Annotated in this window: 24 protein-coding genes and 1 pseudogene; 16 read left to right on the top strand and 9 right to left on the bottom strand. The window is 72.4% G+C overall.

Annotated features, from left to right (window positions below; all coding sequences use genetic code 11):
• Window positions 1-49: 49 nt before the first annotated feature.
• From ggt to ACYVLJ_RS13010, 4 genes are all read left to right on the top strand, one after another.
• Complete coding sequence (gene ggt / locus ACYVLJ_RS13025; protein ID WP_451975436.1) at window positions 50-1849, top strand: gamma-glutamyltransferase; 1800 nt, start codon at window positions 50-52, stop codon at window positions 1847-1849.
• 298 nt (window positions 1850-2147) lie between these two features.
• Window positions 2148-3074 (top strand): methionyl-tRNA formyltransferase, encoded by a 927-nt coding sequence (gene fmt, locus ACYVLJ_RS13020; RefSeq protein WP_451975439.1) that lies wholly within the window; start codon window positions 2148-2150, stop codon window positions 3072-3074.
• Window positions 3071-4495, top strand: a complete 1425-nt coding sequence (locus tag ACYVLJ_RS13015; protein ID WP_460438817.1) for an RsmB/NOP family class I SAM-dependent RNA methyltransferase — start codon at window positions 3071-3073, stop codon at window positions 4493-4495. The genes fmt and ACYVLJ_RS13015 overlap by 4 nt, the downstream gene beginning before the upstream one ends.
• Complete coding sequence (locus tag ACYVLJ_RS13010) at window positions 4492-4989, top strand: HFCD family protein (RefSeq protein WP_460438816.1); 498 nt, start codon at window positions 4492-4494, stop codon at window positions 4987-4989. The genes ACYVLJ_RS13015 and ACYVLJ_RS13010 overlap by 4 nt, the downstream gene beginning before the upstream one ends.
• A gap of 158 nt (window positions 4990-5147) precedes the next feature.
• Here the strand turns inward: ACYVLJ_RS13010 and ACYVLJ_RS13005 are convergent, their stop codons facing one another.
• The 4 genes and pseudogenes from ACYVLJ_RS13005 to ACYVLJ_RS12990 form a co-directional block, all read right to left on the bottom strand.
• On the bottom strand, window positions 5148-6257 hold the full coding sequence (locus tag ACYVLJ_RS13005; protein ID WP_460438815.1) for a serine hydrolase domain-containing protein: 1110 nt from the start codon (window positions 6255-6257) through the stop codon (window positions 5148-5150).
• 110 nt (window positions 6258-6367) lie between these two features.
• Window positions 6368-7762 carry an alkaline phosphatase gene (phoA, locus tag ACYVLJ_RS13000; protein ID WP_460438814.1) on the bottom strand — a complete coding sequence of 465 codons (1395 nt, stop codon included), beginning with the start codon at window positions 7760-7762 and terminating at the stop codon, window positions 6368-6370.
• Window positions 7763-7919: 157 nt separating this feature from the next.
• Window positions 7920-8579: a response regulator transcription factor gene (locus ACYVLJ_RS12995; protein WP_460439128.1), complete on the bottom strand. Its 660-nt coding sequence runs from the start codon at window positions 8577-8579 to the stop codon at window positions 7920-7922.
• 450 nt (window positions 8580-9029) lie between these two features.
• A pseudogene (locus ACYVLJ_RS12990) lies at window positions 9030-9296 on the bottom strand (histidine kinase); the annotation flags it as partial.
• 594 nt (window positions 9297-9890) lie between these two features.
• On the opposite strand from ACYVLJ_RS12990, the gene rpe reads away from it, so the two are divergent.
• From rpe to ACYVLJ_RS12965, 5 genes are all read left to right on the top strand, one after another.
• Window positions 9891-10562: a ribulose-phosphate 3-epimerase gene (gene rpe, locus ACYVLJ_RS12985; protein WP_451976170.1), complete on the top strand. Its 672-nt coding sequence runs from the start codon at window positions 9891-9893 to the stop codon at window positions 10560-10562.
• Between the two features lie 81 nt (window positions 10563-10643).
• Window positions 10644-11276 carry a riboflavin synthase gene (locus tag ACYVLJ_RS12980; protein WP_460438813.1) on the top strand — a complete coding sequence of 211 codons (633 nt, stop codon included), beginning with the start codon at window positions 10644-10646 and terminating at the stop codon, window positions 11274-11276.
• Window positions 11273-12601 carry a bifunctional 3,4-dihydroxy-2-butanone-4-phosphate synthase/GTP cyclohydrolase II gene (locus tag ACYVLJ_RS12975; protein ID WP_460438812.1) on the top strand — a complete coding sequence of 443 codons (1329 nt, stop codon included), beginning with the start codon at window positions 11273-11275 and terminating at the stop codon, window positions 12599-12601. Before ACYVLJ_RS12980 ends, ACYVLJ_RS12975 begins: the two co-directional genes overlap by 4 nt.
• Window positions 12598-13104, top strand: coding sequence for a 6,7-dimethyl-8-ribityllumazine synthase (gene ribH, locus ACYVLJ_RS12970; RefSeq protein WP_451975465.1), 507 nt, complete (start codon window positions 12598-12600; stop codon window positions 13102-13104). The genes ACYVLJ_RS12975 and ribH overlap by 4 nt, the downstream gene beginning before the upstream one ends.
• Window positions 13101-13544 carry a PH domain-containing protein gene (locus ACYVLJ_RS12965; protein WP_451975467.1) on the top strand — a complete coding sequence of 148 codons (444 nt, stop codon included), beginning with the start codon at window positions 13101-13103 and terminating at the stop codon, window positions 13542-13544. Before ribH ends, ACYVLJ_RS12965 begins: the two co-directional genes overlap by 4 nt.
• Before the next feature lie 101 nt (window positions 13545-13645).
• Here the strand turns inward: ACYVLJ_RS12965 and ACYVLJ_RS12960 are convergent, their stop codons facing one another.
• The 3 genes from ACYVLJ_RS12960 to ACYVLJ_RS12950 all read right to left on the bottom strand — a co-directional run bounded on the left by ACYVLJ_RS12960 (window position 13646) and on the right by ACYVLJ_RS12950 (window position 15502).
• Entirely contained in the window at window positions 13646-13891 is a 246-nt protein-coding gene (locus tag ACYVLJ_RS12960; RefSeq protein ID WP_460438811.1) for a hypothetical protein, read from the bottom strand.
• A gap of 42 nt (window positions 13892-13933) precedes the next feature.
• Window positions 13934-14710: an exodeoxyribonuclease III gene (locus ACYVLJ_RS12955; protein ID WP_460438810.1), complete on the bottom strand. Its 777-nt coding sequence runs from the start codon at window positions 14708-14710 to the stop codon at window positions 13934-13936.
• A gap of 69 nt (window positions 14711-14779) precedes the next feature.
• The gene (locus ACYVLJ_RS12950) at window positions 14780-15502 is read right to left on the bottom strand and encodes a S1 family peptidase (RefSeq protein ID WP_451975473.1); all 723 of its coding nucleotides are present in this window, start codon (window positions 15500-15502) and stop codon (window positions 14780-14782) included.
• Between the two features lie 178 nt (window positions 15503-15680).
• On the opposite strand from ACYVLJ_RS12950, the gene uvrC reads away from it, so the two are divergent.
• The 5 genes from uvrC (at window position 15681) to ACYVLJ_RS12925 (ending at window position 21668) form a co-directional block, all read left to right on the top strand.
• Window positions 15681-17630: an excinuclease ABC subunit UvrC gene (gene uvrC, locus ACYVLJ_RS12945; RefSeq protein WP_451975475.1), complete on the top strand. Its 1950-nt coding sequence runs from the start codon at window positions 15681-15683 to the stop codon at window positions 17628-17630.
• Between the two features lie 43 nt (window positions 17631-17673).
• On the top strand, window positions 17674-18531 hold the full coding sequence (gene rapZ / locus ACYVLJ_RS12940) for an RNase adapter RapZ (protein WP_176178290.1): 858 nt from the start codon (window positions 17674-17676) through the stop codon (window positions 18529-18531).
• 1 nt (window position 18532) lies between these two features.
• A complete protein-coding gene (locus tag ACYVLJ_RS12935) occupies window positions 18533-19534 on the top strand; it encodes a gluconeogenesis factor YvcK family protein (protein ID WP_451975478.1) in 1002 nt (333 codons plus the stop codon).
• On the top strand, window positions 19525-20517 hold the full coding sequence (whiA, locus tag ACYVLJ_RS12930) for a DNA-binding protein WhiA (protein WP_460438809.1): 993 nt from the start codon (window positions 19525-19527) through the stop codon (window positions 20515-20517). The genes ACYVLJ_RS12935 and whiA overlap by 10 nt, the downstream gene beginning before the upstream one ends.
• 146 nt (window positions 20518-20663) lie before the next feature.
• On the top strand, window positions 20664-21668 hold the full coding sequence (locus tag ACYVLJ_RS12925; RefSeq protein ID WP_460438808.1) for a glucosyl-3-phosphoglycerate synthase: 1005 nt from the start codon (window positions 20664-20666) through the stop codon (window positions 21666-21668).
• Here the strand turns inward: ACYVLJ_RS12925 and ACYVLJ_RS12920 are convergent.
• The gene (locus ACYVLJ_RS12920) at window positions 21665-22528 is read right to left on the bottom strand and encodes a sterol desaturase family protein (protein WP_460438807.1); all 864 of its coding nucleotides are present in this window, start codon (window positions 22526-22528) and stop codon (window positions 21665-21667) included. The genes ACYVLJ_RS12925 and ACYVLJ_RS12920 overlap by 4 nt on opposite strands.
• 70 nt (window positions 22529-22598) lie before the next feature.
• Between ACYVLJ_RS12920 and ACYVLJ_RS12915 the strand changes: the two genes are divergently transcribed.
• Both ACYVLJ_RS12915 and ACYVLJ_RS12910 read left to right on the top strand, forming a co-directional pair.
• A complete protein-coding gene (locus ACYVLJ_RS12915) occupies window positions 22599-23210 on the top strand; it encodes a TetR/AcrR family transcriptional regulator (RefSeq protein WP_451975487.1) in 612 nt (203 codons plus the stop codon).
• A gap of 149 nt (window positions 23211-23359) precedes the next feature.
• A complete protein-coding gene (locus tag ACYVLJ_RS12910; RefSeq protein ID WP_451975489.1) occupies window positions 23360-23719 on the top strand; it encodes a hypothetical protein in 360 nt (119 codons plus the stop codon).
• 44 nt (window positions 23720-23763) lie between these two features.
• Here ACYVLJ_RS12910 and ACYVLJ_RS12905 read toward each other — a convergent pair whose 3' ends face one another.
• Window positions 23764-26331 carry a PQQ-dependent sugar dehydrogenase gene (locus ACYVLJ_RS12905; protein ID WP_460438806.1) on the bottom strand — a complete coding sequence of 856 codons (2568 nt, stop codon included), beginning with the start codon at window positions 26329-26331 and terminating at the stop codon, window positions 23764-23766.
• Window positions 26332-26477 lie beyond the last annotated feature (146 nt).

The raw sequence follows: 26477 nt of genomic DNA, 5'->3' as shown, positions 1-26477 counted from the left end.
GCCCGTTGGCGGGTTGAAGGCGCTTGATCCGAGGGGCAGACTCGCCCGCATGCCCGCGCACAGATGCCGCAGAGTCCTCGTCATCGCCGCCACCGCCGCGCTCGCCACCACCGTCGCGGCCGGACCCGCCTCCGCCGCCACGCCGACCCCGAAGTCCCCGGTCGCGGTCGGGTACGGGGGCGCCGTGGCCAGCATCGACGCCGACGCGACCGCGATCGGCACCCAGGTCCTGCGCGACGGCGGGAACGCCGTCGACGCGGCCGTCGCGGTCGCCGCCGCGCTCGGTGTCACGGACCCGTTCTCCGCCGGCGTCGGCGGTGGCGGGTTCTTCGTCTACTACGACGCGAAGACCCACCAGGTCCACACGCTCGACGGCCGCGAGACGGCGCCGAAGACCGCCGACGCGAACCTGTTCGTCGAAAACGGCCAGCCGCTGCCGTTCGCCGACGCCGTCACGAGCGGGCTCAGCGTCGGCGTGCCCGGCACGCCCGCGACGTGGTCCGAGGCGCTTCGCAAGTGGGGGACGCGCTCGCTCGAGAAGTCCCTGAAGCCCGCGGAGAACCTGGCGCGCAAGGGGTTCGTCGTCGACTCGACGTTCCAGACGCAGGTCGCGAACAACGCCGCGCGGTTCGCCGCGTTCCCCTCGACGCGGTCGCTGTACCTGCCGGACGGCGCGCCGCCCGCGCCCGGGACCGTCTTCAAGAACCCCGACCTCGCCGACACGTACGCGCAGCTCGAGCGGCGCGGCGTCGACGCGCTGTACCAGGGCCCGATCGGCGCGGACATCGCGAAGACCGTCCAGCAGCCGCCGAAGGACCCGGCGTCGACGTTGAACGTCCGGCCCGGCAAGCTCAGCACGGCGGACCTCGCCGCCTACCGCGCCATCGAGCGCGACCCGACCCACGCGCGCTACGAAGGTCTCGACGTCTACGGCATGCCGGCGCCGTCCTCGGGCGGGCTGACGGTCGGCGAGGCGCTCAACATCCTCGAGAACTTCGACCTGAAGCACGCGAGCAAGGCCGACTACCTGCAGTACTTCCTGGAGTCGACGCGGTTCGCCTTCGCCGACCGCAACCGCTGGATCGGCGACCCGGCCGTGAACGACGTCCCTTCGCGTGAGCTGCTCTCGCAGCGATTCGCCGACACGCGGGCCTGCCTGATCTCGAAGGACAAGGCCGCGACGAGCCCGGTCGCGCCGGCCGACCCGCGCCACCCGACACCGTGCGCGGCGGGTACGACGGGCGCCCCGACGCCGTACGAGGGGGAGAACACGACGCACCTGACGGTCGCCGACAAGTGGGGCAACGTCGTCGCCTACACGCTGACGATCGAGCAGGAGGGCGGCAGCGGCATCGTCGTGCCGGGCCGCGGGTTCCTGCTCAACAACGAGCTGACCGACTTCTCGTTCACGCCGGTGACGCCGGGCGTGCCGGACCCGAACCTGCCCGGCCCGGGCAAGCGGCCGCGCTCGTCGATGGCGCCGACGATCGTGCTGGACCACGGCCGCCCGTTCTTCGCGACGGGCTCCCCGGGCGGTGCGTCGATCATCACGACGGTGCTGCAGGTGCTCCTCGGCCGCCTGGACCGCGGACTGTCCCTGGAGGACGCGATCGCGGCCCCGCGGGCCTCGCAGCGCAACGCGGCGCAGGCCCAGGTGGAGCAGGCATTCCTGGACCAGCCGGAGACGGCGGACCTGAAGGCCCGCGGCCAGGGCTTCTCGACGGCCCCGGCCGAGATCGGCGCGGCGACCGGCGTGGAGCGGCTTCGGGACGGGCGTTGGCTGGCCGCGGCCGAGCCGGTGCGACGTGGCCAGGGTGCGGCGCAGGTGGTGTGGCCCGCGCGCTGGTAAGGCTCTGGCGACCCCACGGTGGCCTTCGGTGCGTGTGATGCGCCGGAGGCCACCTTGGGTATCCGGGCAGCGAGAGTCGACGCTCGTTCCGGTAGCCGATGCCGGCTCGACGAGCGGGCCGGCTGAGCCGGGCATGCGTGTGGCGCCCGGCCTCAGCCGAGGCCTGGTCGTCCACATCACGGCCAGGGTGTGGACTACCAGGCCAGAGCTGAGCGCGCCCTGCTTGAGCGGGCCTTCTAGACTCGGCTCCGATGTTCCAGCCACGTGAACCCTCCCCGCTCCCGCCGGGGGTGGGCCGATGAAGCTCGTCTTCGCCGGCACCCCCGAGCCGGCCGTTCCCGCTCTGCGTGCCCTGCTCGACTCCGGGCGGCACGAGGTCGTCGCCGTCGTCACGCGGCCCGATGCCCAGGCCGGGCGCGGGCGGCGGGTCGTGCGGTCGCCCGTCGGCGCGCTCGCCGACGAGCACGGCATCGAGGTCCTGACGCCCGCCCGCGCGAGCGACCCCGCCTTCCTCGCGCGGCTCACCGAGCTCGCGCCGGACGCCTGCCCGGTCGTCGCCTACGGGGCGTTGCTGCCGCAGGCCGCGCTCGACATTCCGCGCCTCGGGTGGGTGAACCTGCACTTCTCGCTGCTGCCCGCGTGGCGGGGCGCGGCGCCGGTGCAGGCCGCGATCCGCGCCGGCGACGAGATCACCGGCGCCTCCACCTTCCGGATCGTCAAGGAGCTCGACGCGGGCCCGGTCTTCGGTGTCGTCACCGAGGCGATCGGGGCCACCGACACCGCCGGGGCCCTGCTCGGGCGGCTCGCGGAGTCCGGGGCGAAGCTGCTCGTGTCCACCATGGACGGTCTCGCCGACGGCAGCCTCGTCGCCCGCGACCAGCCCGCCGAAGGCCTGAGCTACGCGCCGAAGGTGACGGTCGAGGACGCGCGCGTGTCCTTCGCCGACCCGGCGTCGGCCGTCGACCGGCAGATCCGCTCGGTCACCCCCGACCCGGGCGCGTGGGCGGAGTTCCGCGGGGAACGCTTCAAGCTCGGCCCGGTCACGGTGCTCGACGAACCCGGCCCGCCGCCGGGCGAGATCGTGGTCGAACGCAAGCGGGTGCTGGTCGGGACGGCGACGAAGCCACTGCGGCTCGGCGACGTCCAGGCACCCGGCAAGAAACGGATGGCGGCCACCGACTGGGCGCGCGGTACACGGATCGACCAGGGAGAGCGCCTCCGGTGAACGACCACAGGGAACGACGACCGTCCCGGCCGCAGCGGGGTCGGCCGGCCCCGCGCAAGGAAGGCCCGCGCCGCCCGCCGGAGGTGGACGCCGCCCGGCAGGCCGCGTTCGACGTCCTCGCGGCCGTGCGGACCAAGGACGCCTACGCCAACCTCGTCCTGCCGGACCTGCTGCGCGAGCGGCGGATCACCGGTCGCGACGCCGCGCTGGCCACAGAACTCGCATACGGCGCTTCGCGCGCGCAGGGCCTGCTCGACGCCGTCATCGACGCCTGCGCCGAGCGCCCGCTTTCGCAGACGGACCCGGCGGTCCTCGACGCGCTGCGCCTCGGCGTCTACCAGCTGCTGCGCACCCGCATCCCCGAGCACGCCGCCGTGACGTCCACTGTGGACCTCGTCCGCTCGGAAGCCGGTTCGTGGGCCACGGGTTTCGCGAACGCCATCATGCGCAAGGTGTCCGAAAAGGACGAAGCCGCCTGGCTGGACGAGCTGGCCCCGGACGACGCCGCCGACCCGATCGGCGCCTACGCGCTGCGCACCGCGCACCCGCGCTGGATCGCCCGGTCGTTCGCCGAAGCGCTGGGAGACAAGGGCGAAGGCCTCAAGGCGGCACTCGAAGCCGACGACGCGCGGCCCGAGGTGCACCTCGTCGCGCGCCCCGGCGAGATCAGCGCCGACGAGCTCGCCGCGATCACCGGTGGCGACCCGGCCCCGTACTCGCCCTACGGCGTCCGCCTGCCCGCCGGCGCCGGAGACCCGGCCGACGCCGAGCCGGTCCGCGAGCGCCTCGCCGCGGTGCAGGACGAGGGCAGCCAGCTCTGCGCGATCGCCGCGACGAAGGTGCCGCTCGAGGGCTCCGACGAGCGTTGGCTCGACCTCTGCGCCGGCCCCGGTGGCAAGGCCGCGCTGCTCGGCGCGCTGGCCGCGTTGAGCGGGGCGACCGTCGACGCCGTCGAGAAAGCGCCGCACCGCGCGAAGCTCGTCGAAAAGGCCACCAGCGGCCTGCCGGTGAAGGTCCACGTCGCCGACGGCCGCGAAAGCGGGCTCGAGCCGGGCTACGACCGGATCCTCGTCGACGCGCCGTGCAGCGGGCTCGGCGCGCTGCGGCGGCGGCCGGAGGCGCGCTGGCGGCGTCAGCCGTCCGACGTCGCGGACCTGACGAAGCTGCAGGGCGAACTGCTCGCCGCGGCCTACGCCCTGCTGCGGCCGGGCGGCGCGCTCACCTACGTCGTGTGCTCGCCGCACCTGGCCGAGACCGAAGGCGTCTTCGGTGAGACGGCGCGGCGGCTGAAGGCCGAGGTGCTGGACGCACGCGAGCTGTTCCCGGGCGTGCCGGAGCTGGGCGACGGGCCGTACGTGCAGCTGTGGCCGCACCGCCACGGCACCGACGCGATGTTCTGCGCCGTCCTGCGCAAACCGTGAAGGATCTCGGGCTGATCGCCAGCTCGTGCGGCGGGCTGGACGTCCGGTTCGCCGCAGAGCTGGCGAAACCCGCCGCGGCGCGCGGCTGGCGGCCGGCGATCACGCTGACGCCGACCGCGATGCGCTGGCTGGAGGCCACCGGCGGGCTCGACGACGTCGCCGCGTGCACCGACCTGCCGGTGCGCAGCGTCTCGCGCCTGCCGGGCGAGCCGCGGCCGCACCCGGACCCGGAGGTGTTCCTCTTCGCGCCGGCGTCGGCGAACTCGGTGGCCAAGCTGGCGCTGGGCATCGCGGACAACCAGGCACTGACGGTACTCGGCGACGTCCTCGGCGCGCCCGGGATCACGATCGTGGTGGCCTACCAGATCCAGGACACGCGGGCGCACCACCCGGCGTGGCAGCGCCACCTCGACACCCTCACGCGCGCCGGGGTGACGCTGCACCGGCTGGACATCCGCCGCCCCTGGACGGAAGCCCTCGACCTGCTGCCTTGAGCGGCCCGCGGGGGCGCCCCCCGTCTTTCACGCTACCCGGGAGCACCGACGATTCCGGGCCGCGAGCGGCGCACCCAGGCTCGGAGCACCGCCCGCGAACGGTGACTTACCGCCTCGAGCGGCACCCAGGCCCGGGGGCGCCGCCCGCGAACGGTGACTTACCGCCCCGAGCACACCGCCGCGTCGGTGGCGGCCAGCAGGTGCTGGTTCGCCGCGGCCGGTGTGGGGTTCTCGTTCAGCACGACCGTCACGCGACGGCCCTCGGGGCCGACGCCCGCCAGGTTCGTGAAGCCGACGATCCCGCCTTCGTGGCCCGAGAACTCCCCGCACGACAGCGGGATGCTGCCCAGGCCCAGGCCGTAGCGCGCGCCCGGGATGCCGAGGTCCGCCGGGACCGTGCGCTTCATCTCGGCCAGTTCGGCCGGGCGAAGCAGGCGGCCGTCCAGCAGTGCGCCGTAGAACCGGTCGAGGTCCGCCGGGGTCGAGACGATGCCGCCCGCCGCTCCCGCGATCGTCGCGTCGAAGTCGCTGAAGTCGACGAGCTTGCCGCCGATCGGTGCGTAGCCGACCGCGTGCGGGCCGGGCAGCTTTTCGTCGCCGCGGCGCGGCAAGTACGTGTCGTGCAGGCCCAGCGGGCGGGTGATCCGGTGGGCGATCTCCGTGTCGAGCGGATGCCCGGTGACGCGCGAAACGATCATCCCGGCGACGATGTAGTTGGTGTTGGAGTACGACCAGCTCGTGCCCGGCGGGAACAACGCCGGGTGCTTCAGCGCCATCGCCACCAGCTCGGCCGGCTCGGCGCCGCGGTGGCGCAGCGCTTCCGGATCGTTCAGGGGCAGGTCGTCGGTGTAGTTGTACAGCCCGCTCGTGTGCTGCAGCAGCTGCCGCACGGTGATCCGGTGGTCCGGCAGCAACCCCGGCAGGTAGCGCTCGACCGGCGCGTCCAGCTGCACCCGGCCCTCGCCGACGAGCTGCAGCACCACCGTGGCGACGAACGTCTTGGTGACGCTGCCCGCGCGGAAGGACCCGTTGCGCGGGAACGGCTTCCCGGTGGCGACGTCGCCGCGGCCGCTGCGCACGACGCGCGTCCGGCCGTGGTCCTGGAGCACGGCTTCGGCGCCGGGGACGCCGTCCTGGGCGGTCAGGACGTCCAGGACGTCCTGGACCGGGCCGGCCGCGGCGAGCGCCGGTGCGGCGGTGGTGGCGGCGAGCAGGGCGACGAGTGAGCCGACGGCGACGATCCGCTTGCCCCGCAATGACTTCCGCATGAAAGAACCCCCTGGTGTCTCGGTGCTCCCCACGCTAGGGAGCCGGGACGCCAGGGGGCATGGGGCAGGCCGCCCGAACGCTGCGGGGGCCAGCCCTACTCACGACCGGGTCAGCGCAGGCGAAGCGCGCGCTTCAGGGTGCCGAACAGGTCGGTCTGGTTGGTCAGGCCGACGATGTTGGCCGCCTGCGGGCCCATGGCCGCGATGCGGACCTGGGTGCCGGTGTGCGACTGCGAGCCGCCCGTTTCCGCGGTGCCGTAGGCGAGGGTCATGTTCGCGCCCTCGTTGGTGACGAGCGTCGCGGTCAGGCCCGGGGTCGCGGTGGGCTCGACGATCTGGCTGCTGTGGCCGTGGTCGGCCGTCACCAGCACCAGCGTGTCCGGGTGGCTGCGGGCGAACGCCGTGCCCGCCGCGATCGCCGCGTCGAAGTCGACCGTCTCGCCGATCTGGCCGCACGGGTCGGCCGCGTGGTCCTGCTTGTCGATGCTCGCGCCCTCGACCTGCAGGAAGAAGCCCTTGTCGCTGCGGCGGTCGTCGAGCAGCTCGAGCGCCTTGCGGGTCTGGTCGGCCAGCTTCGGCTGGGCCGCCGGCAGCTTCGGGTTCGGCGTGCAGCGAGCCGGCGCGGTGCCACCGTGGACGGCCGCCGGGCCGGTCCAGTTGACCGGCATGTTGCCGTCGGCGAACAGGCCGAGGACCGGCTTGCCCCGCTGCGCCTTCGCCAGGTCCGCCGCGGTGTTGACCACGGTGTAGCCGGCCGCCTTGGCCTGGTCGAGGACGGGCTTGCCCGTGAACTTGCCGGCCGTCGCCGGCTGGTTGAAGTACTTCGCGCCGCCGCCCAGCAGGACGTCGGGGCGGGTCTGCACCAGCTGCTCGGAGATCGAGCCGAGGCCGCCGTTCTCCTTGGCGTTCTTCGCGCACTTCGCGGTCGTCTCGACCGGGCCCTTGCAGTCGCGGTTGACGACGTGCGAGCCGAGGACGGCCGGGGTGGCGTCCTGGACCTCGGCGGTGGTGACGTCGCCGGTGCGCAGGCCGTTGCGCTTGGCGATCTCGAGGATCGTCGGGACGTCGTTGCCGTACGCGTCGACCGAGATGGCGCCGTTGTAGGTCTTGGTGCCGGTGGCCCAGCCGGTGCCGGACGCGGCCGAGTCGGTCACGTAGTTCGGCTTGCCGGGGTTGTTCTGCTCCACGGCGTAGGTCGTGTAGTCGCCGGTCAGCGGCAGTTCGTCCATGGCGAGCCGGCCCGCGGCACCACGCTCGTAGTTGCGGGCCGCGGTGATCTCCGACTGGCCCATGCCGTCGCCGATGAACAGGATGACGTTGCGGGCGTGGCCGCCCTGGATCGCGGCGCGGACGTCGGCGGTGCGGTCACCGGTGCCGGCCGACGAGCGCGCGTCGGCGTTGCCGGAGCCGTTGGTGGCGAGGGCGACCGGAGCGGCGGCGACCAGCGCGGCGCCCAGAGCGCCCGCGACCAGCCACCGGCGGCGGCCGGCGAACAGCGAAGCCATGTTTCTCCTCATTGGGGGACTTCGGGAGGTAAGTGCCCGGATTTCGGACACGTGCCATTAGTCCTTCTGCATGTGTGGTGCGAAGAGACGGAAGGTGACCGGCGGCTGGCCGCTGGCCGAACTCATGACTTCCCGCGGGTGACCGGGAGCACGTCGGTTATTGACCGGCGAGATGCCCCGGGCGCACCACCCCGGCCTCGTACGCGATCACCACGGCCTGGCTGCGGTTGGCCGCGCCGAGCTTCCCGAAGACGTTCCCGACGTGTGTCTTCACCGTTTCGAGGCTGATCACCAGCGCGGCCGCGATGTCGGCGTTGGACAGCCCGGTGGCGATCAGCCGCAGCACCTCGGCCTCGCGCCGGGTCAGCGTCTTCGCCGCCCGGGTGTGCTTCCCGCCGGGCACGCGGCCGCTCACCAGCCGCCGGATCGCCTCCGGGAACAGCAGCGACTCCCCGGCGGCGACCGTCCGCACGGCGTGCGCGATCTCCTCCTTGCGCGCCCGCTTCAGCAGGAACCCGCTGGCCCCGGCCAGCAGCGCTTCGTGCACGTGGTCGTCGTTGTCGAAGGTCGTGACGACGAGGACCTTCGGCGGCGCGGCCAGCTCCGCGAGCAGGCCGCGGGTGGCCTCGATGCCGTCCACCCCGGGCATCCGGACGTCCATCAGCACGACGTCCGGCGCGGTCCGGCGCACCGCGGGCAGCACCTCCGCGCCGTCGGCCGCCTCGCCGGCCACGGTCAGGCCCTGCTGCTCGGGCAACGCCCGCAACCCCATCCGGACCAGCGGCTCGTCGTCGGCGAGCAGCACCGAGGGCGTCACGCGCCCGCCCGCAGCGGGATCGTCGCGCTCAGCCGCCACCGCTCGCCGTCCGGACCCGCTTCGAGCTCGCCGCGCAGGGCTTCGACGCGCTCGGCGAGCCCGGCCAGCCCGCGCCGCCCCGGCCGCGGCCCGGCACCGGGCAGGGGGTTGACGACGGCGATCGCCAGGCGGTCCGGCCCGGCTTCGACGCGGACGTCGACGGCGCCCGGGCCGGCGCAGCGCGTTGGTCAGGCCTTCCTGGACGATCCGGTACCCCTCGCGCGACACCGCGGCGGGGACCGCGCCGACCGGCCCGGTGACGGTCAGCCGGACGTCGAGCCCGGCTTCGCGGGCGCGCACGGCGAGGACGTCGACCTCGGCCAGCGTGCGTGTCGGCTCCTTGGCCGCGGGCTCCTCGCGAAGCAGGCCGAGGACGTGGTCGAGGTCCTCGAGCGCGGAACGCGACGCCTCTTCGATCGTGGCGAGCGCGCGCCGCACCTGGGCCGGGTCGGCCTCGACCAGGTCGGCCGCGGCCGCCGCCTGGATGGTCGACGTCGTCAGCGTGTGCCCGATCGAGTCGTGCAGCTCGCGGGCCAGCCGGTTGCGCTGGGCGAGGACCGCGGAGCGGCGTTCGGCGAGCGCGGCGCGCTCGGCGGCCGACGGGCCCAGCAGCTTGGTCGCCCCGGCGCGGAACGCGCGGGTCGCGGCGGCGGTGAGCAGCAGTGCCGTCCCCAGCATGACCAGGGCGGCCGGCAGGGTCCACGGCCCGGCGATCGTGTGCGCGCCGAAGAACGAGAACTCGTCCTGGTCGCCGCGCAGCCACATCACGACGGAGAAGACGCCGAGCAGGAGGAGGCCGTTGACGGCGAGCAGCAGCCCGCCGAACCCGCCGTGCAGCACCAGCCAGGCGCCGGACCGCAGCCGGTCCGGCCACTCCGGACGCGCCCGGCCCGGCGCCGGCAGGTCCGTGCCCAGCAGGCCGTTCGCGGCGGCGACGCCGAACCGGCGCACCGGCCCCAGCAAGCCCAGCAGCCCCAGTAGCACCGCCAGGCCGAGCAGGGCGAGCAGCACCCGCGGCCGCCCGGCCGGGCTCAGCAGGGTCCACGGCATGGCGAACGGCGCCACCGGGACGGTCAAGGCCGCGCCCAGCACGGCGTACGGGAGGCCGCGGTAGCCGCCGGGCCGCCGCAGCGAGGTCAGGAAACCGGACATGCGGCGAGATCAGGGCGTGGCGGCGACCGTGACCTCCCTCTCCGGAGCCAGATCCTGGTCACAACCGGTTAGTGAGCGTTAGCACGCTCCTCCTACACTCAGGTCGTGGCAGACCGACCCTTGATCGCCCCCAGCATCCTGTCCGCGGACTTCGCCCGGCTCGGCGAAGAGATCGCCGCCGTCGCCGGAGAGGGGGAGGCGCGCGCCGACTGGGTGCACGTCGACGTCATGGACGCGCACTTCGTGCCCAACCTGACCCTGGGCCTGCCCGTCGTCAAGGCGCTGCTCAAGAGCACCGACGTGCCGATCGACTGCCACCTGATGATCGACGACCCGGACCGCTGGGCGATCGGCTACGCCGAGGCCGGCGCCTACAACGTCACCGTGCACGCCGAAGCCGCGAAGGACCCCGTCGCGCTGGCCAAGAACCTGCGCGCCGCGGGCGCGAAGGCCGGCCTGTCGATCAAGCCGGGCACCGCGCTCGAGCCGTGGCTCGACGCGCTCAAGCACTACGACACGCTGCTGGTCATGTCGGTCGAGCCGGGCTTCGGCGGGCAGTCGTTCATCGCGGACGTCCTCGAGAAGGTCCGCACCGCGCGGCGGCTGGTCGACACCGGGCACCTGAAGCTGGTCGTCGAGATCGACGGCGGGATCAACACCGAGACCATCGAGCAGGCCGCCGAGGCCGGCGTCGACTGCTTCGTCGCCGGGTCCGCCGTCTACGGCGCCGGCGACCCGGGCAAGGCGGTCGCCGCGCTGCGCGAGCAGGCGGCGCGGGGCCGGGCGGGCTGACGCCCCCGGCGGCACCGGAGAAGCCACCGGGCCGCGGCGGGTGTTGGATGGAGGGACCGGCTCACTAGGGAGGCAGCGGACGTGTTCACCGGCATAGTCGAGGAGATCGGCGAGGTCACCGCGGTCGAGCAGCTGACCAACGCGGCACGGCTGCGCGTGCGCGGCCCGCTGGTCACCAGCGACGCCGGCCACGGCGACTCGATCGCGGTCAGCGGCGTGTGCCTGACGGTCGTCGAGGTCGCCGGCGGCGAGTTCACCGTCGACGTCGTGAACGAGACGCTGGAACGCTCGAGCCTGGCGAAGGTCGCGGTCGGCGACCGCGTCAACCTGGAACGCGCGACGCCCGCGGGCGGCCGGCTCGGCGGGCACATCATGCAGGGCCACGTCGACGGGACCGGCGTCTTCCTCTCCCGCGACGAGAACGGCGTCACGACGTTCGCGCTGCCCGGGCACCTGGCCCGGTACGTCGTCGAAAAGGGCTCGATCGCGGTCGACGGGATCTCCCTGACGGTCGCGGCGGTCACCGGCGACCAGTTCAAGGTGGCGCTCATCCCGACCACCCTCGAGGTCACCACGCTCGGCGGCCGGGAGGCCGGCGACCTGGTCAACCTCGAGGTCGACGTGGTCGCGAAGTACGTGGAAAAGCTGGCCGAGGCACACATCCACGACCAGGTGCACAATCGGGACGGCGGCACGGAGGAGCAGCGGTCATGAGTGAGACGAGTCCGGCAGAGCCCGAAGCGGGCTGGACGCCGTGCGGCACCGGGGCGGTGTTCGACGCCGACGCCATCGAGCGCGCGATCGCGGACGTCGCGGCGGGCCGCCCGGTCGTCGTGGTCGACGACGAAGACCGCGAGAACGAAGGCGACCTCATCTTCGCGGCGGAGAAGGCGACGCCGGAGCTGCTGGCGTTCATGGTCCGCTACACCTCGGGGTACGTCTGCGTGGCGCTGACCGAAGCCGAGGCCGACCGGCTCGACCTGCCGCCGATGTACCACACGAACCAGGACGCGCGCGGCACCGCGTACAGCGTCACGGTCGACGCCGCGGAGGGCATCAGCACCGGCATCTCCGCCGCCGACCGCGCGCACACGATCCGGCTGCTGGCCGACCCGAAGTCGACGGCGAAGGACTTCCGCCGTCCCGGGCACGTCGTCCCGTTGCGCGCCAAGGAAGGCGGCGTGCTGCGCCGCCCCGGGCACACCGAAGCGTCGGTCGACCTGGCCCGGATGGCCGGGCTCGCGCCGGCCGGCGTGCTGTGCGAAATCGTGTCCCAGAAGGACGAAGGCGACATGGCGCGCCGCGACGAGCTCGAGGTGTTCGCCGCCGACCACGACCTGGCGATCATCACGATCGCCGACCTGATCGCCTACCGCCGTCGCACCGAGAAGCAGGTCGAGCGCGTCGCCGAGGCCCGCATCCCGCTGGCCGCGGGCACGTTCCGCGCGGTCGGCTACGACTCGCTGCTGGACGGCATCGAGCACGTCGCGTTCGTCTACGGCGAAATCGGCGACGGCCAGGACATCCTGGTGCGCGTCCACTCCGAGTGCCTGACCGGCGACGTCTTCGGCTCGCTGCGCTGCGACTGCGGCCCGCAGCTGGAGGCGGCCCTGGAAGCGGTGGCCGCCGAGGGCCGCGGCGTCGTGCTCTACATCCGCGGCCACGAAGGCCGTGGCATCGGCCTGCTGCACAAGCTGCAGGCCTACCAGCTGCAGGACGACGGCGCCGACACGGTGGACGCCAACCTGGCGCTGGGCGTCCCGGCCGACGCCCGAGACTACGGGACCGGCGCGCAGATCCTGTGCGACCTCGGCGTCCGCACCATGCGGCTGCTGTCGAACAACCCGGCCAAGCGGATCGGCCTGGAGGGCTACGGCCTGCGCGTCACCGGGCGGGTGCCGCTGCCGATCTCGCCGAACCCGGAGAACCTGCGCTACCTGCGGACCAAGCGCGACCGGATGGGCCACGACCTGGCCCAGCTGGAGCACTACGACCAGGTCGGCGCCGGTCCGGAGCACCCCGACGGAGGAGCGCTGTGAGCGGTGAAGGCCGGCCGGAGACCGGGCTGGACCTGTCCGGCTGCAAGTCGCTGAAGCTCGGCATCGTCGCGACCAAGTGGAACGCGGACATCACCGACGTCCTGCTGGAGCGCGCCCTGGTCGCGGCCCGCGAGGCCGAGCTGGAGGACGAGCCGACGGTGGTCCACGTCGCGGGCGCGATCGAGCTGCCGGTGGTGGCGCAGGCGCTGGCCCGCAACCACGACGCGGTGGTGGCGCTCGGCGTGGTGATCCGCGGCGGCACCCCGCACTTCGAGTACGTGTGCGACGCGGTGACGGCGGGCCTGACCCGGGTGGCCTTGGACGAGAGCACCCCGGTCGGCAACGGCGTGCTGACGTGTGACACGCACGAGCAGGCGGTCGATCGCTCGGGCCGGCCGGGCTCGAAGGAGGACAAGGGCTACGAAGCCACGGTGGCGGCCCTCGACACGGCCCACGTGCTGAAGAGCCTGCGCCAGCCGTGGACCGAGCGGGGATTCGTGTGAGCGTGAAGACTCTCCTGGTGATCCGCCCCCGGCGCGCGCTGGTCGTGTGCAGCGTGCTGGCGGTGGCCCTGCTGGCGGTGTTCGTGGTGGTGGCGGTGCTGCTGCGCAACGGCAACACGGGCGTCCACTTCCAGCGCTCCGACCAGGCGGCGATGATCGGCATCGGCATCCTGCTGGCGTGCGGCGTGATGCTGTTCGCGATCGCCCGGGTCCGCGCGGACGACGAGGGCATCGAGGTCCGGAACGTGCTGATGACCCGCCGGTTCGCGTGGAGCGAAGTGCTTTCGGTGAGCTTCCCGGACGGCGCGTCGTGGGCCCGGCTGGAACTCCCGGACGACGAGTACCACGCGGTGATGGCCGTGCAGGCGGTGGATCGGGACCGGGCGGTGGAAGCGGTGCGCGCGCTGCGGAAGCTGCACCGCGCCGCCACGGGCGGTTAGCGACCGGCTGTCCGGTCGGCCAGCTGAGGTTCACGACCCACTGCCCGTGCCGCTGGTCGAAACTCGGGATCGAGCAAGTAGGCCGTGATCGGCGTGTCGTGTCAGGGGATCGGCCCGGACGCGTCCCAGCTCTGCGGTCCGCCGGGGAGCGGCCCACCGGTTCCGGCTTCGCCGACCCGGGACGCGTTGGCCACCACCTTGCGGAACTCCAGCGACGAAGTCCCGCCCGCTCGCGCGAGAGCCGACGGCGTCCCGGGCGCGGAGTGCGCCTGTCCGCCGACAGCCGTCCGGCACCCGGCCGACAACGTCGGCAGGGCCACCGCCGAAAGGAACACCGCGAAGCGCATGCGCCCCCAGCCGGCGCGGCCGCTCGCGCTGTTACGCGGGCGTCAGAGGTCCAGGTCCACCACGATCGGCGCGTGGTCCGACGGGCCATTGCCCTTCCGCATGTTCCGGTCCACATAGGAATCCGTCACCGCGCCGGCGAAAGCCTCGTTCCCGTACACCAGGTCGATCCGCATGCCCTTGTTGTTGGGGAAGTTCCCCGCCCGGTAGTCCCAGTACGTGAAGGGGTGGTCGTACTTCAACGGCCGCGGGAAGACGTCCGTCAGGCCGAGGTCCCGCAGGCGGGCCAACGCGTCCCGCTCCGGCTTCGTCACGTGCGTCGACTCGGCGAACAGCGCGATGTCCCAGACGTCCGCGTCCGTCGGTGCCACGTTGAAGTCACCGAGCACCGCGAAGGGCCCGGAAGAAAGCTCCGAAGCCACCAGAGACCGCAGAGCTTCCAGCCACTCCAGCTTGTACGCGTAGTGCGGGTTGTCCGGCTCACGCCCGTTGGGCACGTAGACCGACCACACGCGCACCCCGCCGCAGGTCGCGCCCACCGCGCGCGCCTCCGCAGCGCCTTCGAACGACGGCTCGCCCGGCAGCCCGCGCACCACGTCGGACAGCCCGACGCGGGACACGATCCCCACGCCGTTCCAGCGCCCGAGCCCGAACGCCGCGGCCTCGTACCCCAGCGCTTCGATCTCGGCCGCCGGGAACGCTTCCGTCGTGTTCTTCAGCTCCTGCAGGCACAGCACGTCCGGCGCAGTCTGCTCCAGGAACTCCAGCACCCGCGGCAGGCGGGGGAGGATGGAGTTCACGTTCCAGGTGGCGATCCGCATGCCGCGAGCATCCCACACCCCACCGACGAAAAAGGGGCGGTGCCGCGGCACCGCCCCTTTCGAAGAAACTCAGACGCCCGCGGTCGTCCGGATCCAGGACCGGCTCGCCGCCACGCTCGCGTAGTTGTTCGTGCCGCGCGTGTTCGTCCCGCTCTGGTTCTGGACCGTCGAGGCGACGCCGACCTGGACGCCGTTCGCCACCTCGGGGCCGCCCGAGTCGCCCTTCCACGCCGAGCCGTTGATGCCGACGCTCTGGATCGCGCGGCCGCCGTACGCGTCCGAGGACCGGCCCGTCACCTGGACGTTCGCCGTCTTCAGCGCCGACGCCGGCGGGCCCGTCGGGGTGGTGCGGCCCCAGCCGTAGAGCTGGTTGGTGCTGCCCGTCGACGGGTCCGCGCTGCCCAGCGAGATCGGGCCCGCGCTCGTCGCCGACGCCAGGTGCAGCAGCGCGATGTCGCCGTTCGGGGACTGGTACTCGCCGTCGACCGCGATGTCGGTGCCCGAGAACAGCGTGTTGCTGCCGACCTTGACGTGCATGCCCGACCCGTCCTGGTCGAGGCAGTGCACCGCGGTCATCACCCAGCGCGCGGCGATCACCGTGCCCGAGCAGTTGAAGCCCTGGAAGTCGCGGCCCGGCGTGTTCACGTACACCTGGGCGCCCCAGGAGACGGCGGGGGCGGTCGTGCCGCCGACGATGTTCGGCTGGACGCCGGCGGAAGCCGCGGCGCCACCCGCGAGGGTCAGCGCGACGGCGGCCGCGGACGCGGCGCCGAGGATGCGAAGAGTGCTCACGGTGGTGATCCTTTCGGACGGGGGCCGATCCGGCCGGTCGGAAAGTAACCACCGTGTCACCCAGGGGGACACCCACCAAAGTCGGAACCGGACGAACACCCTACTTCCGGCCGGGCGACGAGCCGCGGCGGACCGGGGGGCGGCGGGGACTGTCGGTGGTGGCCCATAAGCTGGGGGAGTGGCTGACCCGACCACCTACCGACCCGCTCCGGGAAGCATCCCGGAGCTCCCCGGCGTGTACAAGTTCCGCGACGCCGCCAAGCGGGTCATCTACGTCGGCAAGGCGAAAAGCCTGCGCAGCAGGCTGAACTCCTACTTCGCCGACCTCTCCGGCCTGCACCCGCGCACGCGCCAGATGGTCACCACGGCCGCGAGCGTCGAGTGGACCGTCGTCACCACCGAGGTCGAGGCGCTCCAGCTCGAGTACAACTGGATCAAGGAGTTCGACCCGCGGTTCAACGTCCGCTACCGCGACGACAAGAGCTACCCGGTCCTGGCGGTGACGCTGAACGAAGAGTTCCCGCGCCTGCACGTGTACCGCGGCGCGCGCAAGAAGGGCGTCCGCTACTTCGGGCCGTACTCGCACGCGTGGGCCATCCGCGAGACGCTCGACCTGCTGCTGCGCGTCTTCCCGGCCCGCACCTGCTCGGCCGGGGTGTTCCGGCGCCACGGCCAGATCGGCCGCCCCTGCCTGCTCGGCTACATCGACAAGTGCTCGGCGCCGTGCGTCGGCCGCGTCTCGGCCGAGGAGCACCGCGACATCGTCGAGGACTTCTGCGACTTCCTCGCGGGCAAGACCGACGTCATGATCAAGCGCCTCGAAGCCGAGATGGCGGCGGCGTCCGAAGAGCTCGAGTTCGAGCGCGCCGCCCGGCTGCGCGACGACCTCGGCGCGCTCCGGCGGGCGATGGAGAAGCAGGCCGTGGTATTCGGCGACGGCACGGACGCCGACGTCGTGGCGTTCGCGCACGACGACCTCGAAGCCGCGGTCCAGGTCTTCCACGTGCGCGGCGGCCGGGTCCGCGGCCAGCGCGGCTGGGTGATCGACAAGGCCGAGGAGATGGACGTCCCCGCCCTGGTCGACCACTTCATCACCCAGTTCTACGGCGAGCAGGCCGAGCTGGCGGCCCGCGACGACGTCGACTCGGGCCCGGTGGTCCCGCGCGAGGTCCTCGTGCCGGAGCTGCCCGCCGACGCGGACGCGCTCGCCGAGTGGCTGACCGGGCTGCGCGGGTCGAAGGTGCAGCTGCGGGTGCCGCAGCGCGGTGACAAGCGGACGCTGGCCGAGACCGTCGAGCGCAACGCGGGCGAGGCGTTCACCCAGCACAAGCTGCGCCGGGCCGGCGACCTCACGGCGCGCTCGGCCGCCCTGACCGAGCTGCAGGACTTCCTGGGCCTCGACACCGCACCGCTGCGCATCGAGTGCATCGACATCAGCCACATCCAGGGCAGCGACGTCGTGGCGTCGCTCGTCGTGTTCGAGGACGGGCTCGCGCGCAAGTCCGAGTACCGCCGCTTCGCGCTGCGTGAAGCGGCCGAAGAGGGCGACGTCGCGTCGATCGCCGAGGTCGTGCGCCGCCGCTTCACCCGCTACCTCAAGGAAACCTCGGAGGAGTCGAGCAAACCGGGCCTCGACCCGGAGACCGGGCGGCCGAAGAAGTTCGCCTACCCGCCGAACCTGCTGGTCGTCGACGGCGCGGGCCCGCAGGCCACGGCGGCCGCGGACGTGCTCGCGGAGCTGGGCATCACCGACATCGCCGTCGTGGGGCTCGCGAAGCGCCTCGAAGAGGTCTGGCTGCCGGCCGACCCCGATCCGGTGATCCTGCCGCGGACGTCGGAGGGGCTGTACCTGCTGCAGCGCCTGCGCGACGAGGCCCACCGGTTCGCCATCGCCTACCACCGCGAGAAGCGCTCCAAGCGGCTGCAGACGTCCGAATTGGACAGTGTGCCCGGGCTGGGGCAGGCTCGCCGCACCGCGCTGATCAAGCACTTCGGCTCGGTGAAGAAGCTCAAGCAGGCCAGGATCGAAGAGATCGAGGCGGTGCCCGGCTTCGGCAGACGCACTGCGGAAGCGGTCGTCGCCGCGCTGGCCGGGGAGACCGGCGCCGGTCCGAAACCAGGGGAGTAAGGGAAAGACAGTGAGTGCGCAAGAGGAGATCCGCGGCTCCGGCATGGAGGTCGCGGTCGTGTCCGGTCTCTCCGGGGCGGGCCGCAGCACGGCGGCCAAGTGCCTGGAGGACCTGGGCTGGTTCGTCGTCGACAACCTGCCCCCGGAGCTGATCGCCACCATGGTCGAGCTGGGCGCGCAGGCGCGCGGCGCGATCACCAAGGTCGCAGTCGTCATGGACGTGCGCTCGCGCGCGTTCACCGACGACCTCGCCTCGGTGATCAAGGACCTGGACGCGCGGGGCTACAAGCCGCGCGTGCTGTTCCTGGAGGCGACCGACGCGGTGCTGGTGCGGCGGTTCGAGGCCGTCCGCCGCGGCCACCCGATGCAGGGCGACGGCCGGCTCGCCGACGGCATCACGGCCGAGCGGACGCTGCTCGAGCCGCTGCGCGAAGAGGCCGACCTGGTGCTCGACACGTCGTCGCTGTCGGTGCACGACCTGCGCGCCAAGATCGAGGACGCGTTCGGGTCCGAGGCGAGCACCCAGACCCGCGTCACCGTGCTGTCCTTCGGCTACAAGTACGGCCTGCCGATGGACGCCGACCTGGTGATGGACGTCCGGTTCCTGCCGAACCCGTTCTGGATCCCGGAACTGCGCGAGCACACGGGCCTCGACGGCGAGGTCCGCAACTACGTCCTCTCGCAGGAGGGCGCCGAGGAGTTCCTCGACCGCTACCACCAGCTGCTGCGGCTGATCGGCGCGGGCTACAAGCGCGAGGGCAAGCGGTACCTGACGCTCGCCGTCGGCTGCACCGGCGGCAAGCACCGCAGCGTGGCGCTGTCCGAGGAGCTCGCCCAGCGTCTGTCCAATGAGGACGGTATGGCCGTGAAGGTGGTGCACCGCGACCTTGGTCGTGAATAACGTGCGCGCGGTCGCCCTCGGGGGCGGCCACGGACTGCACGCCACGTTGTCCGCGGTGCGGCGGGTGACCCCCGACGTCACGGCGATCGTGACCGTGGCCGACGACGGCGGATCGTCCGGCCGGCTGCGGCGCGAGCTCGGGTTGCTGCCGCCGGGCGACCTCCGGCAGGCGTTCGCGGCCTTCGCGGCCGAGGACGGCGGCACGTTGTGGGCGGAAGTCTTCCAGCACCGCTTCGGCGGTGACGGCGCACTGGCCGGGCACGCGGTGGGCAACCTGCTGCTGGCCGGGCTGTTCGAGGTGCTCGGCGACCCGGTCGCCGCGCTCGACGAGGCCTGCCGCCTGATGGGCGTCTCGGGGCGCGTGCTGCCGATGTCGCCGGAGCCGCTGGAAATCGAGGGGCAGGTCAGCGGCCTCGACAGCGAGGACCCGGCGGCGCTGCGCACGATCCGCGGCCAGGTCGCGGTGGCGTCGACGCCGGGGCAGGTGCAGCGCGTGAGCCTGCACTCGCCGGACCGGTCGGGGCGGCCGCCGCAGGCGTGCGCGGAGGCCGTCGACGCCGTGCTGGCCGCCGACGTCGTCTTCCTCGGACCGGGCTCGTGGTTCACCAGCGTTTTACCTCATCTGCTGGTGCCGGGGCTGCGGGACGCGCTCGTGCGCACGACCGCGACGAAGGCACTAGTGCTGAACCTTGTCCCCCAGCCGGGGGAAACCGCGGGATTCTCTCCCGAGCGGCACCTGGACGTACTCTTCGACCACGCGCCCGATCTGCGGGTCGACGCCGTGATCGCGGACCGGGATTCCGTGCCCGACCCGGCGAATCTCCGGCGGGCGGCGCAGCGGCTCGGCGGGCGGGCGCACCTGGGGGCGGTGGCCGACCCGGAAGTGGCGGGACGGCATGATCCTGATGCGCTCGCGCGGACGATGCGGGAGGCTCTCGGTCTCGGCAGGGACGGGGAGCACGGGGGAGGAGCGAAAGGCAGGGAGGGGCAGGAATGGCGATGACCGCCGCGGTGAAGGACGAACTGAGCCGGCTGGAGATCACGAAGATCGGGCCGCGCCGGGCGGAGGTCGCGTCGCTGCTTCGCTTCGCCGGCGGGCTGCACATCGTGGCCGGCCGGGTGGTCGTGGAGGCGGAGCTGGACACGGGCTCGGTCGCGCGACGGCTGCGCAAGGAGATCCACGAGCTGTACGGCCACCACTCGGACGTCCACGTGATCACCGCCAGCGGCGGGCTGCGCAAGGGCACCCGGTACGTGGTGCGCGTGGTCAAGGACGGGGAAGGGCTGGCCCGGCAGACCGGGCTGATCGACCAGCGCGGCCGCCCGGTGCGCGGGCTGCCCGCGGCCGTGGTGTCCGGTGGCGTGGCGGACGCGGAAGCGGCGTGGCGGGGCGCGTTCCTCGCGCACGGGTCGCTGACCGAACCGGGCCGCTCGTCGTCGCTGGAGGTGACGTGCCCGGGTCCGGAGGCGGCGCTGGCGCTGGTGGGCGCGGCGCGCCGGATGGGCATCCAGGCGAAGTCCCGCGAGGTCCGCGGCGCCGACCGCGTGGTGGTCCGCGACGGCGACGCGATCGGCGCCCTGCTGACCCGTCTGGGCGCGCACACGAGCGTCCTGCAGTGGGAAGAGCGCCGGATGCGCCGCGAAGTCCGCGCGACGGCGAACCGCCTGGCCAACTTCGACGACGCGAACCTCCGCCGGTCGGCCCGCGCGGCGGTCGCGGCGGCGGCCCGGGTGGAGCGAGCCCTGGAAATCCTGGGGGAGACGGCGCCGGACCACCTGCTGGCGGCGGGCAAGCTCCGCCTGTCCAACCGGCAGGCGTCGCTGGAGGAGCTGGGCCAGCTGTCGGACCCCCAGATGACGAAGGACGCGGTGGCCGGCCGCATCCGCCGCCTGCTGGCGATGGCGGACAAGCGGGCCAAGGACCTGAACATCCCGGACACCGAATCCGCGGTGACGCCGGAGATGCTCGAGGAAGAAGACGCCTGAGCGGCTACGCGGACATCGCCCTTCCGGCCTGCCGCGTTAACGGGACCAGCCCTTTCGTAACACCGCGGTAGCACCGCGGAGCGTTCGTCGAAACGCGGGACCTCGAACCTCGGAACCGGGTAGGCCGAACGAGGGAAGGGGAAAGCATGCGCACGAGCCACGCGCGGCTGCAGGTGTCGCCGGAGGTCGGCACCTGGCTCGCCCGGCGCAGCAGCAAGGCGGGGGACCGGACCATCGAGGAGCTCGTCGCGGCCAAGCGCGGCACCACGGTCTCCGTCGTCATCCCGGCGCGGGACGAGGAAGCGACCGTCGGCGCGATCGTCACCGCCATCCGCGAGGAGCTCCACGGCCTGCTGGTCGACGAGATCCTGGTCGTCGACAGCCACTCCACCGACGCCACCGCCGAGGTGGCCACCGCGGCCGGGGCGCGGGTCGTCGCGCAGGACGCCGTCTTCCCGGCGCTCGAAGGCCTTGCGGGCAAGGGCGAAGCGCTGTGGAAGGGCGTCGCGGCGACGACCGGCGACCTCGTCGTCTTCGTCGACGGCGACCTCCACGACTTCACCACGGACTACGTCACCGGGCTGCTCGGCCCACTGCTGGCGGACCCGTCGGTCGCCTACGTCAAGGGCTTCTACCACCGCCCGCTGGGCACCCAGGCGGACGGCGGCGGCCGCGTCACGGAGCTCGTCGCCCGGCCGCTGCTCAACATGTTCTGGCCGGAGCTGGCCGGGTTCGTCCAGCCCCTGGCGGGCGAATACGCGGGCCGCCGCGAGGTGCTCGAGAGCATCCCGTTCGTCGTCAACTACGGCGTCGAGATCGGGCACCTCATCGACCTGCTGGAACTGCGCGGCCTCGACGCGCTCGCCCAGGTCGACCTCGGCCACCGCGCGCACCGCCACCAGAGCACGCAGGCACTGGGCCGGATGTCGGGCCAGATCATGCAGACGCTCTTCGACCGCCTGCAGCGCTACGACCGCCTGGTCACGGCGGTCCCGCCGGCGACCCTGCTGGCCCAGTTCCAGCGCGGCACCTCGGGCGACGGCGTCGAGCGCGAGCTGGTCCTGACCGACCTGACGTCCCCGCAGCGCCCACCGCTGGCCGGGCTGCCGGCGTCGATCCGCCCGGAGAACGCCCTGCAGGACACGGCTTAGCCGAGGAGCACGTGTTCGGGCTGCCAGCCGGGCGGCCCGAACACGTACCCCGCGCGCTCGCGCCACGTGCGGGCCGCGCGGAGGTCGCGCAGGATCGAGCCGTACTCGTGGAAGCCCACCTTCAGCAGGTTGTACGTGCCGATGTTCTTCGTCAGCCCGTACGTCGGGCGCTTGCCCTCCGGGACGAAGCTGCCGAACAGGCGGTCCCAGATGATGAGGATGCCGCCGTAGTTGGCGTCCAGGTACTCCGCGTCGCTGCCGTGGTGGACGCGGTGGTGGGACGGGGTGTTGAAGACGTACTCGAACCAGCGGGGCAGCTTGCCGACCTTCTCGGTGTGCACGAAGAACTGGTAGACCAGGTCGATCGAGAGGCCGGTCAGGATCATCCACGGCGGGATGCCGCACAGGGCCAGCACCGACCAGAACGGCAGCTGGAAGTAGGGGGTCCACTTCTGGCGCAGCGCCGTCGAGAAGTTGTAGTGCTCGCTCGAGTGGTGCACCTGGTGGCCGGCCCACAGCAGCCGCACGCGGTGGCTGGCGCGGTGGTAGGCGTAGAACACCAGCTCCTGGCCGAGCAGCATCAGCACCCACGTCCACCAGTCGCGCGGGTCGAACTTCACCGGCGCCAGCTCGAACAACGCCGCGAACACGACCAGCATCACCAGCCGGAACAGCGCGTTGACGCCGACGGCGACCGTGCCCATCAGCATGCTCGTCCGGGTGTCGGCGGGGCTGTAGCCGAGGACGTTGTCGTCGTGGCCGAGGACGTGCACCGCGACGATTTCGATCGTCACGAACAGCAGGAACACCGGCACCGCGAACAGCACGGGGTCGCGCAGGTGCGCCAGGAACTCGGCCACGTCGCCTCCTCTGATCTGACCCTAGGGTAACTTACCCTGAAGTCACTTTACGCACGGTAGGCTCTCCGGCGTGACGGAGTCAAGGGCGGTCGGGACCAAGGGAATGCCGCGCGAGGAGCGCGAGGCCCAGCTCGTCGTGGCCGGCACCGAGGAGTTCGGCCGGGTGGGCTACGCGGGCGCGTCGATGGTCGAGATCGCGCGCCGGGTCGGCGTCACGAAGCCGCTGCTCTACCAGTACTTCGGCTCCAAGGACGGCCTCTACCTGGCCTGCCTGCACCGCGCGGGCGACCGGCTCACCGAGGGCGTCGCGACGACCATGGCGGGCGGCGGCGAGCCCGACCAGATGCCGTTGAAGGTGCTCTCCGCGATCTTCACGACGTTCGACCACGACCGGTACGCGTGGCGTCTCCTGCGCGACGAGACCGTCCCCGCGACCGGCGACATCGCCGCCTCCGCGGCGGACTACCGGCGCCGCCTGGACGCGTTCGCGCTGCTGGGCGCGACGCAGCTGATGACCTCCCGGGGGCTGGCCGACCCGGTCGACATCGAGGCGATCGCGCAGGTCTGGACGGGTGTCGTCGACTCGCTGATCAGCTGGTGGATCGACCGCCCGGACGAGGACGCGGACGCGATGACGGAGCGCTGCGCGCGGATCATGGCGGGCCTGTTCGGCTGGACGTGAATCCGTCCACAATGGACACCAGAGCGGCCGCCGTTGCACAGTGTTCAAGACACGCAGAGTGTCACTCGGCGATTCGCTTCCCGAATGGCGTAGCGAAACCGGCCCCGTTCGCGATTAATCTGGGAAGCCGTTCCGTCGAGAGGTGTCCCATGCCCGAACCAGCCGCCGCCGATCCCCGTCTCGCCGCGCGGTTCACCGAGGACCTGCTCGACGGTTGCCGGGTCCTGGCCAAGGACTACGGCTACCGGCCCGCCCAGTTCGAGCGCATGGTGCGCGAGCACGGCGGCGTCGAAGCGGCCCGCCTGCTCCTGCGCGGGGCCGGGACCGCCGGCGGGTTCACCGTCCTCTGGGAGAAGAACCAGCTCGGCCGCAGCTCCGAGGCGACGATGCTGCGCGAGGAGTACGCCGAGCTGTTCACCCCCGACGAGCTGCTGCTGGCGAGGCGGCGGCTGGAGGAGCACGGCTTCGACGTCGACGCGCACCTGCGCCGCATCAAGGAGCCGAGCTAGGGCGGCGGGGGTGACCGGCGCCGCTCCGGTCACCCCCGCCGCGGCTACTGGGCCGCCGCGCTGGACTTGCCGCGCAGCACTACGCCGGCCGTCGAGGCGCCCTTGATCGCGGTTTCGACCTGGGCCATCGTCGAAGACGAGCTCAGGCCGGGGACCGTCGCGGTGTTCAGGGCGTAGAGCGTGAACGTGTACGGGTGGCTCGAGCCGCCCGGGCAGGGGCCGAAGAACTTCTGCGCGTTCGCGCCGCTGCCCATCGCTTTCTGCTTCGCGCCGCCCTGGTTCGGCACCGTGTAGCCCGCGCCGAGCCCCTCCGGCAGCGCGCGGGCCGACGCCGGGACGTCCCAGATCGCCCAGTGCAGCTTGTTCCCGCTGTTGGCGACGTCGGCGAACACGACGGCGTAGCCCTTCGCCCCGGTCGAGGCGCTCCACGCGAGCGGCGGCGACGGGTCCTGGCCCGCCGTGCCGTCGCCGGCGCAGGTGTACTTGTCCGGGATGGTGGCGTTGTCCGCGAAGGCGGAGCTCGTCAGCTTGAACTCACCCGGGGTGGCACCGCCGGGGAACTTCAGGCGCACGATGACGTTGTCGAGCACCGACGGCGTGCCGCCGTTCTTGTCGTTGTTCGTCGAGGTCAGCCACAGCCCGCCGTCCGGGGTCTTGGTGACCGACCGCAGCCGGCCCCAACGGCCCGAGAACAGGGCCGACACCGTGCCGACGCCGGTGCCCGCGGAGTTGATCTGCGTGGCGAACAGCTGCTCGCCGGTGACGCCGGCGACGTAGATCCAGTCGTTGACGATCTCGATCCCGGACGGCCCGGCCTGCGACGTCGGCCAGGTCTTCTTCGGGGCGATGAAGCCGCTGCAGCTACCGATCGTGCCTTCGCAGCTGGGCCAGCCGTAGTTGCCCCCCTTCTGGATCAGGTTGAGCTCGTCCTGGCTGCTCTCGCCGAACTCCGCCGCCCACAGCTGGCCGCGGGAGTCCCAGGCCAGGCCCTGCGGGTTGCGGTGGCCGTAGCTCCAGACGTACCGGGCGTTGCCGCCGGTGGCGTAGAACGGGTTGTCCGACGGCGCCGAGCCGTCGGGGTTCAGCCGCAGGATCTTGCCGTTGAGCGAGCTCTTGTTCTGCGCGTTGTCGCTGTTCTTCGCGTCGCCCACGGTGGCGTACAGCTTGCCGTCCGGGCCGAACTTGAGCCGCCCGCCGTTGTGGTAGCGGTTCTTCGCGATCCCGGTGAGCACCGGCGTCGACGTCGAGGACAGCGTGGTGCCGTCGTAGGTCATCTTCACGATCCGGTTGTCCCCGGATGCCGTGTGGTACAGGTAGATCGCGTGGTCGGCCGACCAGTTCGGCGAGATCGCCAGGCCGAGCAGGCCGCCCTCGCCGTTGGTGCCGACCGCGCCCGGCACCTTGCCCAGCGTGGTCTTCTGGCCGGACGGCGTCACCAGCAGGACCTCGAACCGGTCCCGCTCGGTCACCAGCGCGTTGCCGTTCGGCAGGAAGTCCACCGCCCAGCCGAGGTCGACCTTCGCGATGTCCTTGTCGTACTCCGGGATGCCCCCTGCGCCGCCCGGAGCGCTGGTCTTCGCCGTGACGGCGTTGCTCGCGGTGGAGCTGTTGCCGTCGGGGTCGCGTGCCTTGACCGTGAAGGTGTACGAGGTGTTCGGGTTCAGGTCGGTGACCGTCGTGCTCAGCGACGTCGTGGTCGCGACCTTGGTGGCGCCCTGGTAGACGTCGTAGCCGGCGATCGTGCCGCCGTTGTCCGTGGAGGCGTTCCACGCCAGGGAAACGCTGTTCGCCGTGACCCCGGTGCTGCGCAGGTTGCCCGGCACGGTGGGCGGGGTGGTGTCGTTGCTCGGCGGCGTGGTGAAGGTGACCACGTTGCTCTGCTGCGACGGGTTGCCCGCGGCGTCGAACGCGCCGACCGAGATGTCGTAGGCGGTGTTCGGCGTCAGGTTGTCGACCGTCGCGCTGGTGGTGTTCCCGTCGACGGTCTTGAGGACGTTGCCGCCGCGGTTGATCTCGTAGCGCACGACGCCGACGTTGTCGGTCGCGGCGGTCCAGGAGAACGTCGCGGCGGTCGGGAGGATGCTGCTCGCCTTGAGGTTCGACGGCGGCGACGGCGGTTCGCCGTCGGTCGGCGCGGTGAAGGTGTCGGTGAGCTTGTCGGCGTTCGGGCCGCCGTTCGCGGTGGTCGCGGTGGTGCGGATCTTGTTGACGCCGGCGGTCAGCTGCACGCTGGCGGTGACGGTCTTCCACGTCGTCCAGGCGCCGGTGCCGGGGAAGTCGACGGTGCCCTTGTCCCCGCCGTCGACGATGAGCTTCACCGGCCGGTTGTCGGCGGTTCCGTTGGCGTAGCGGAAGGTCAGGGTGTGCGTGCCCGCCTGCGCGGCGTTCACGGAGTATTCGACGTAGCTGCCGGCGACGTTGTCGAAGTTGACGAACCCGGTGCCGGAGTAGCCGGCGTGGTTGGATTCCACCACGCCTTGGGAGATCACGGCGTTCTCGGACTCGTAGTCGGTGTCCGCGGCGAAAGCGCTTACCGGGCTGAGCGCGGTGAGGCCGAGCGCCGCGACGGCGGTGCCGGCCAGTACCACGCGCCACGGTGGACGGGGTGCCACTGGGAGCCTCCTGCGTGGGTCGGGGGACAGGGGGTGACCGGGGCGGACTGGTCGGCGGACCACCGGAATCGGGTCTAATAGTTAGGAAAGTTTCCTATCTATGGGACAGATCTCACACCAGCCGAGCGGGTCGTGTCAATACTCGA

It is taken from the genome of Amycolatopsis stemonae, assembly GCF_054781455.1.
This window is presented reverse-complemented; position numbering and strand designations above follow the sequence as displayed.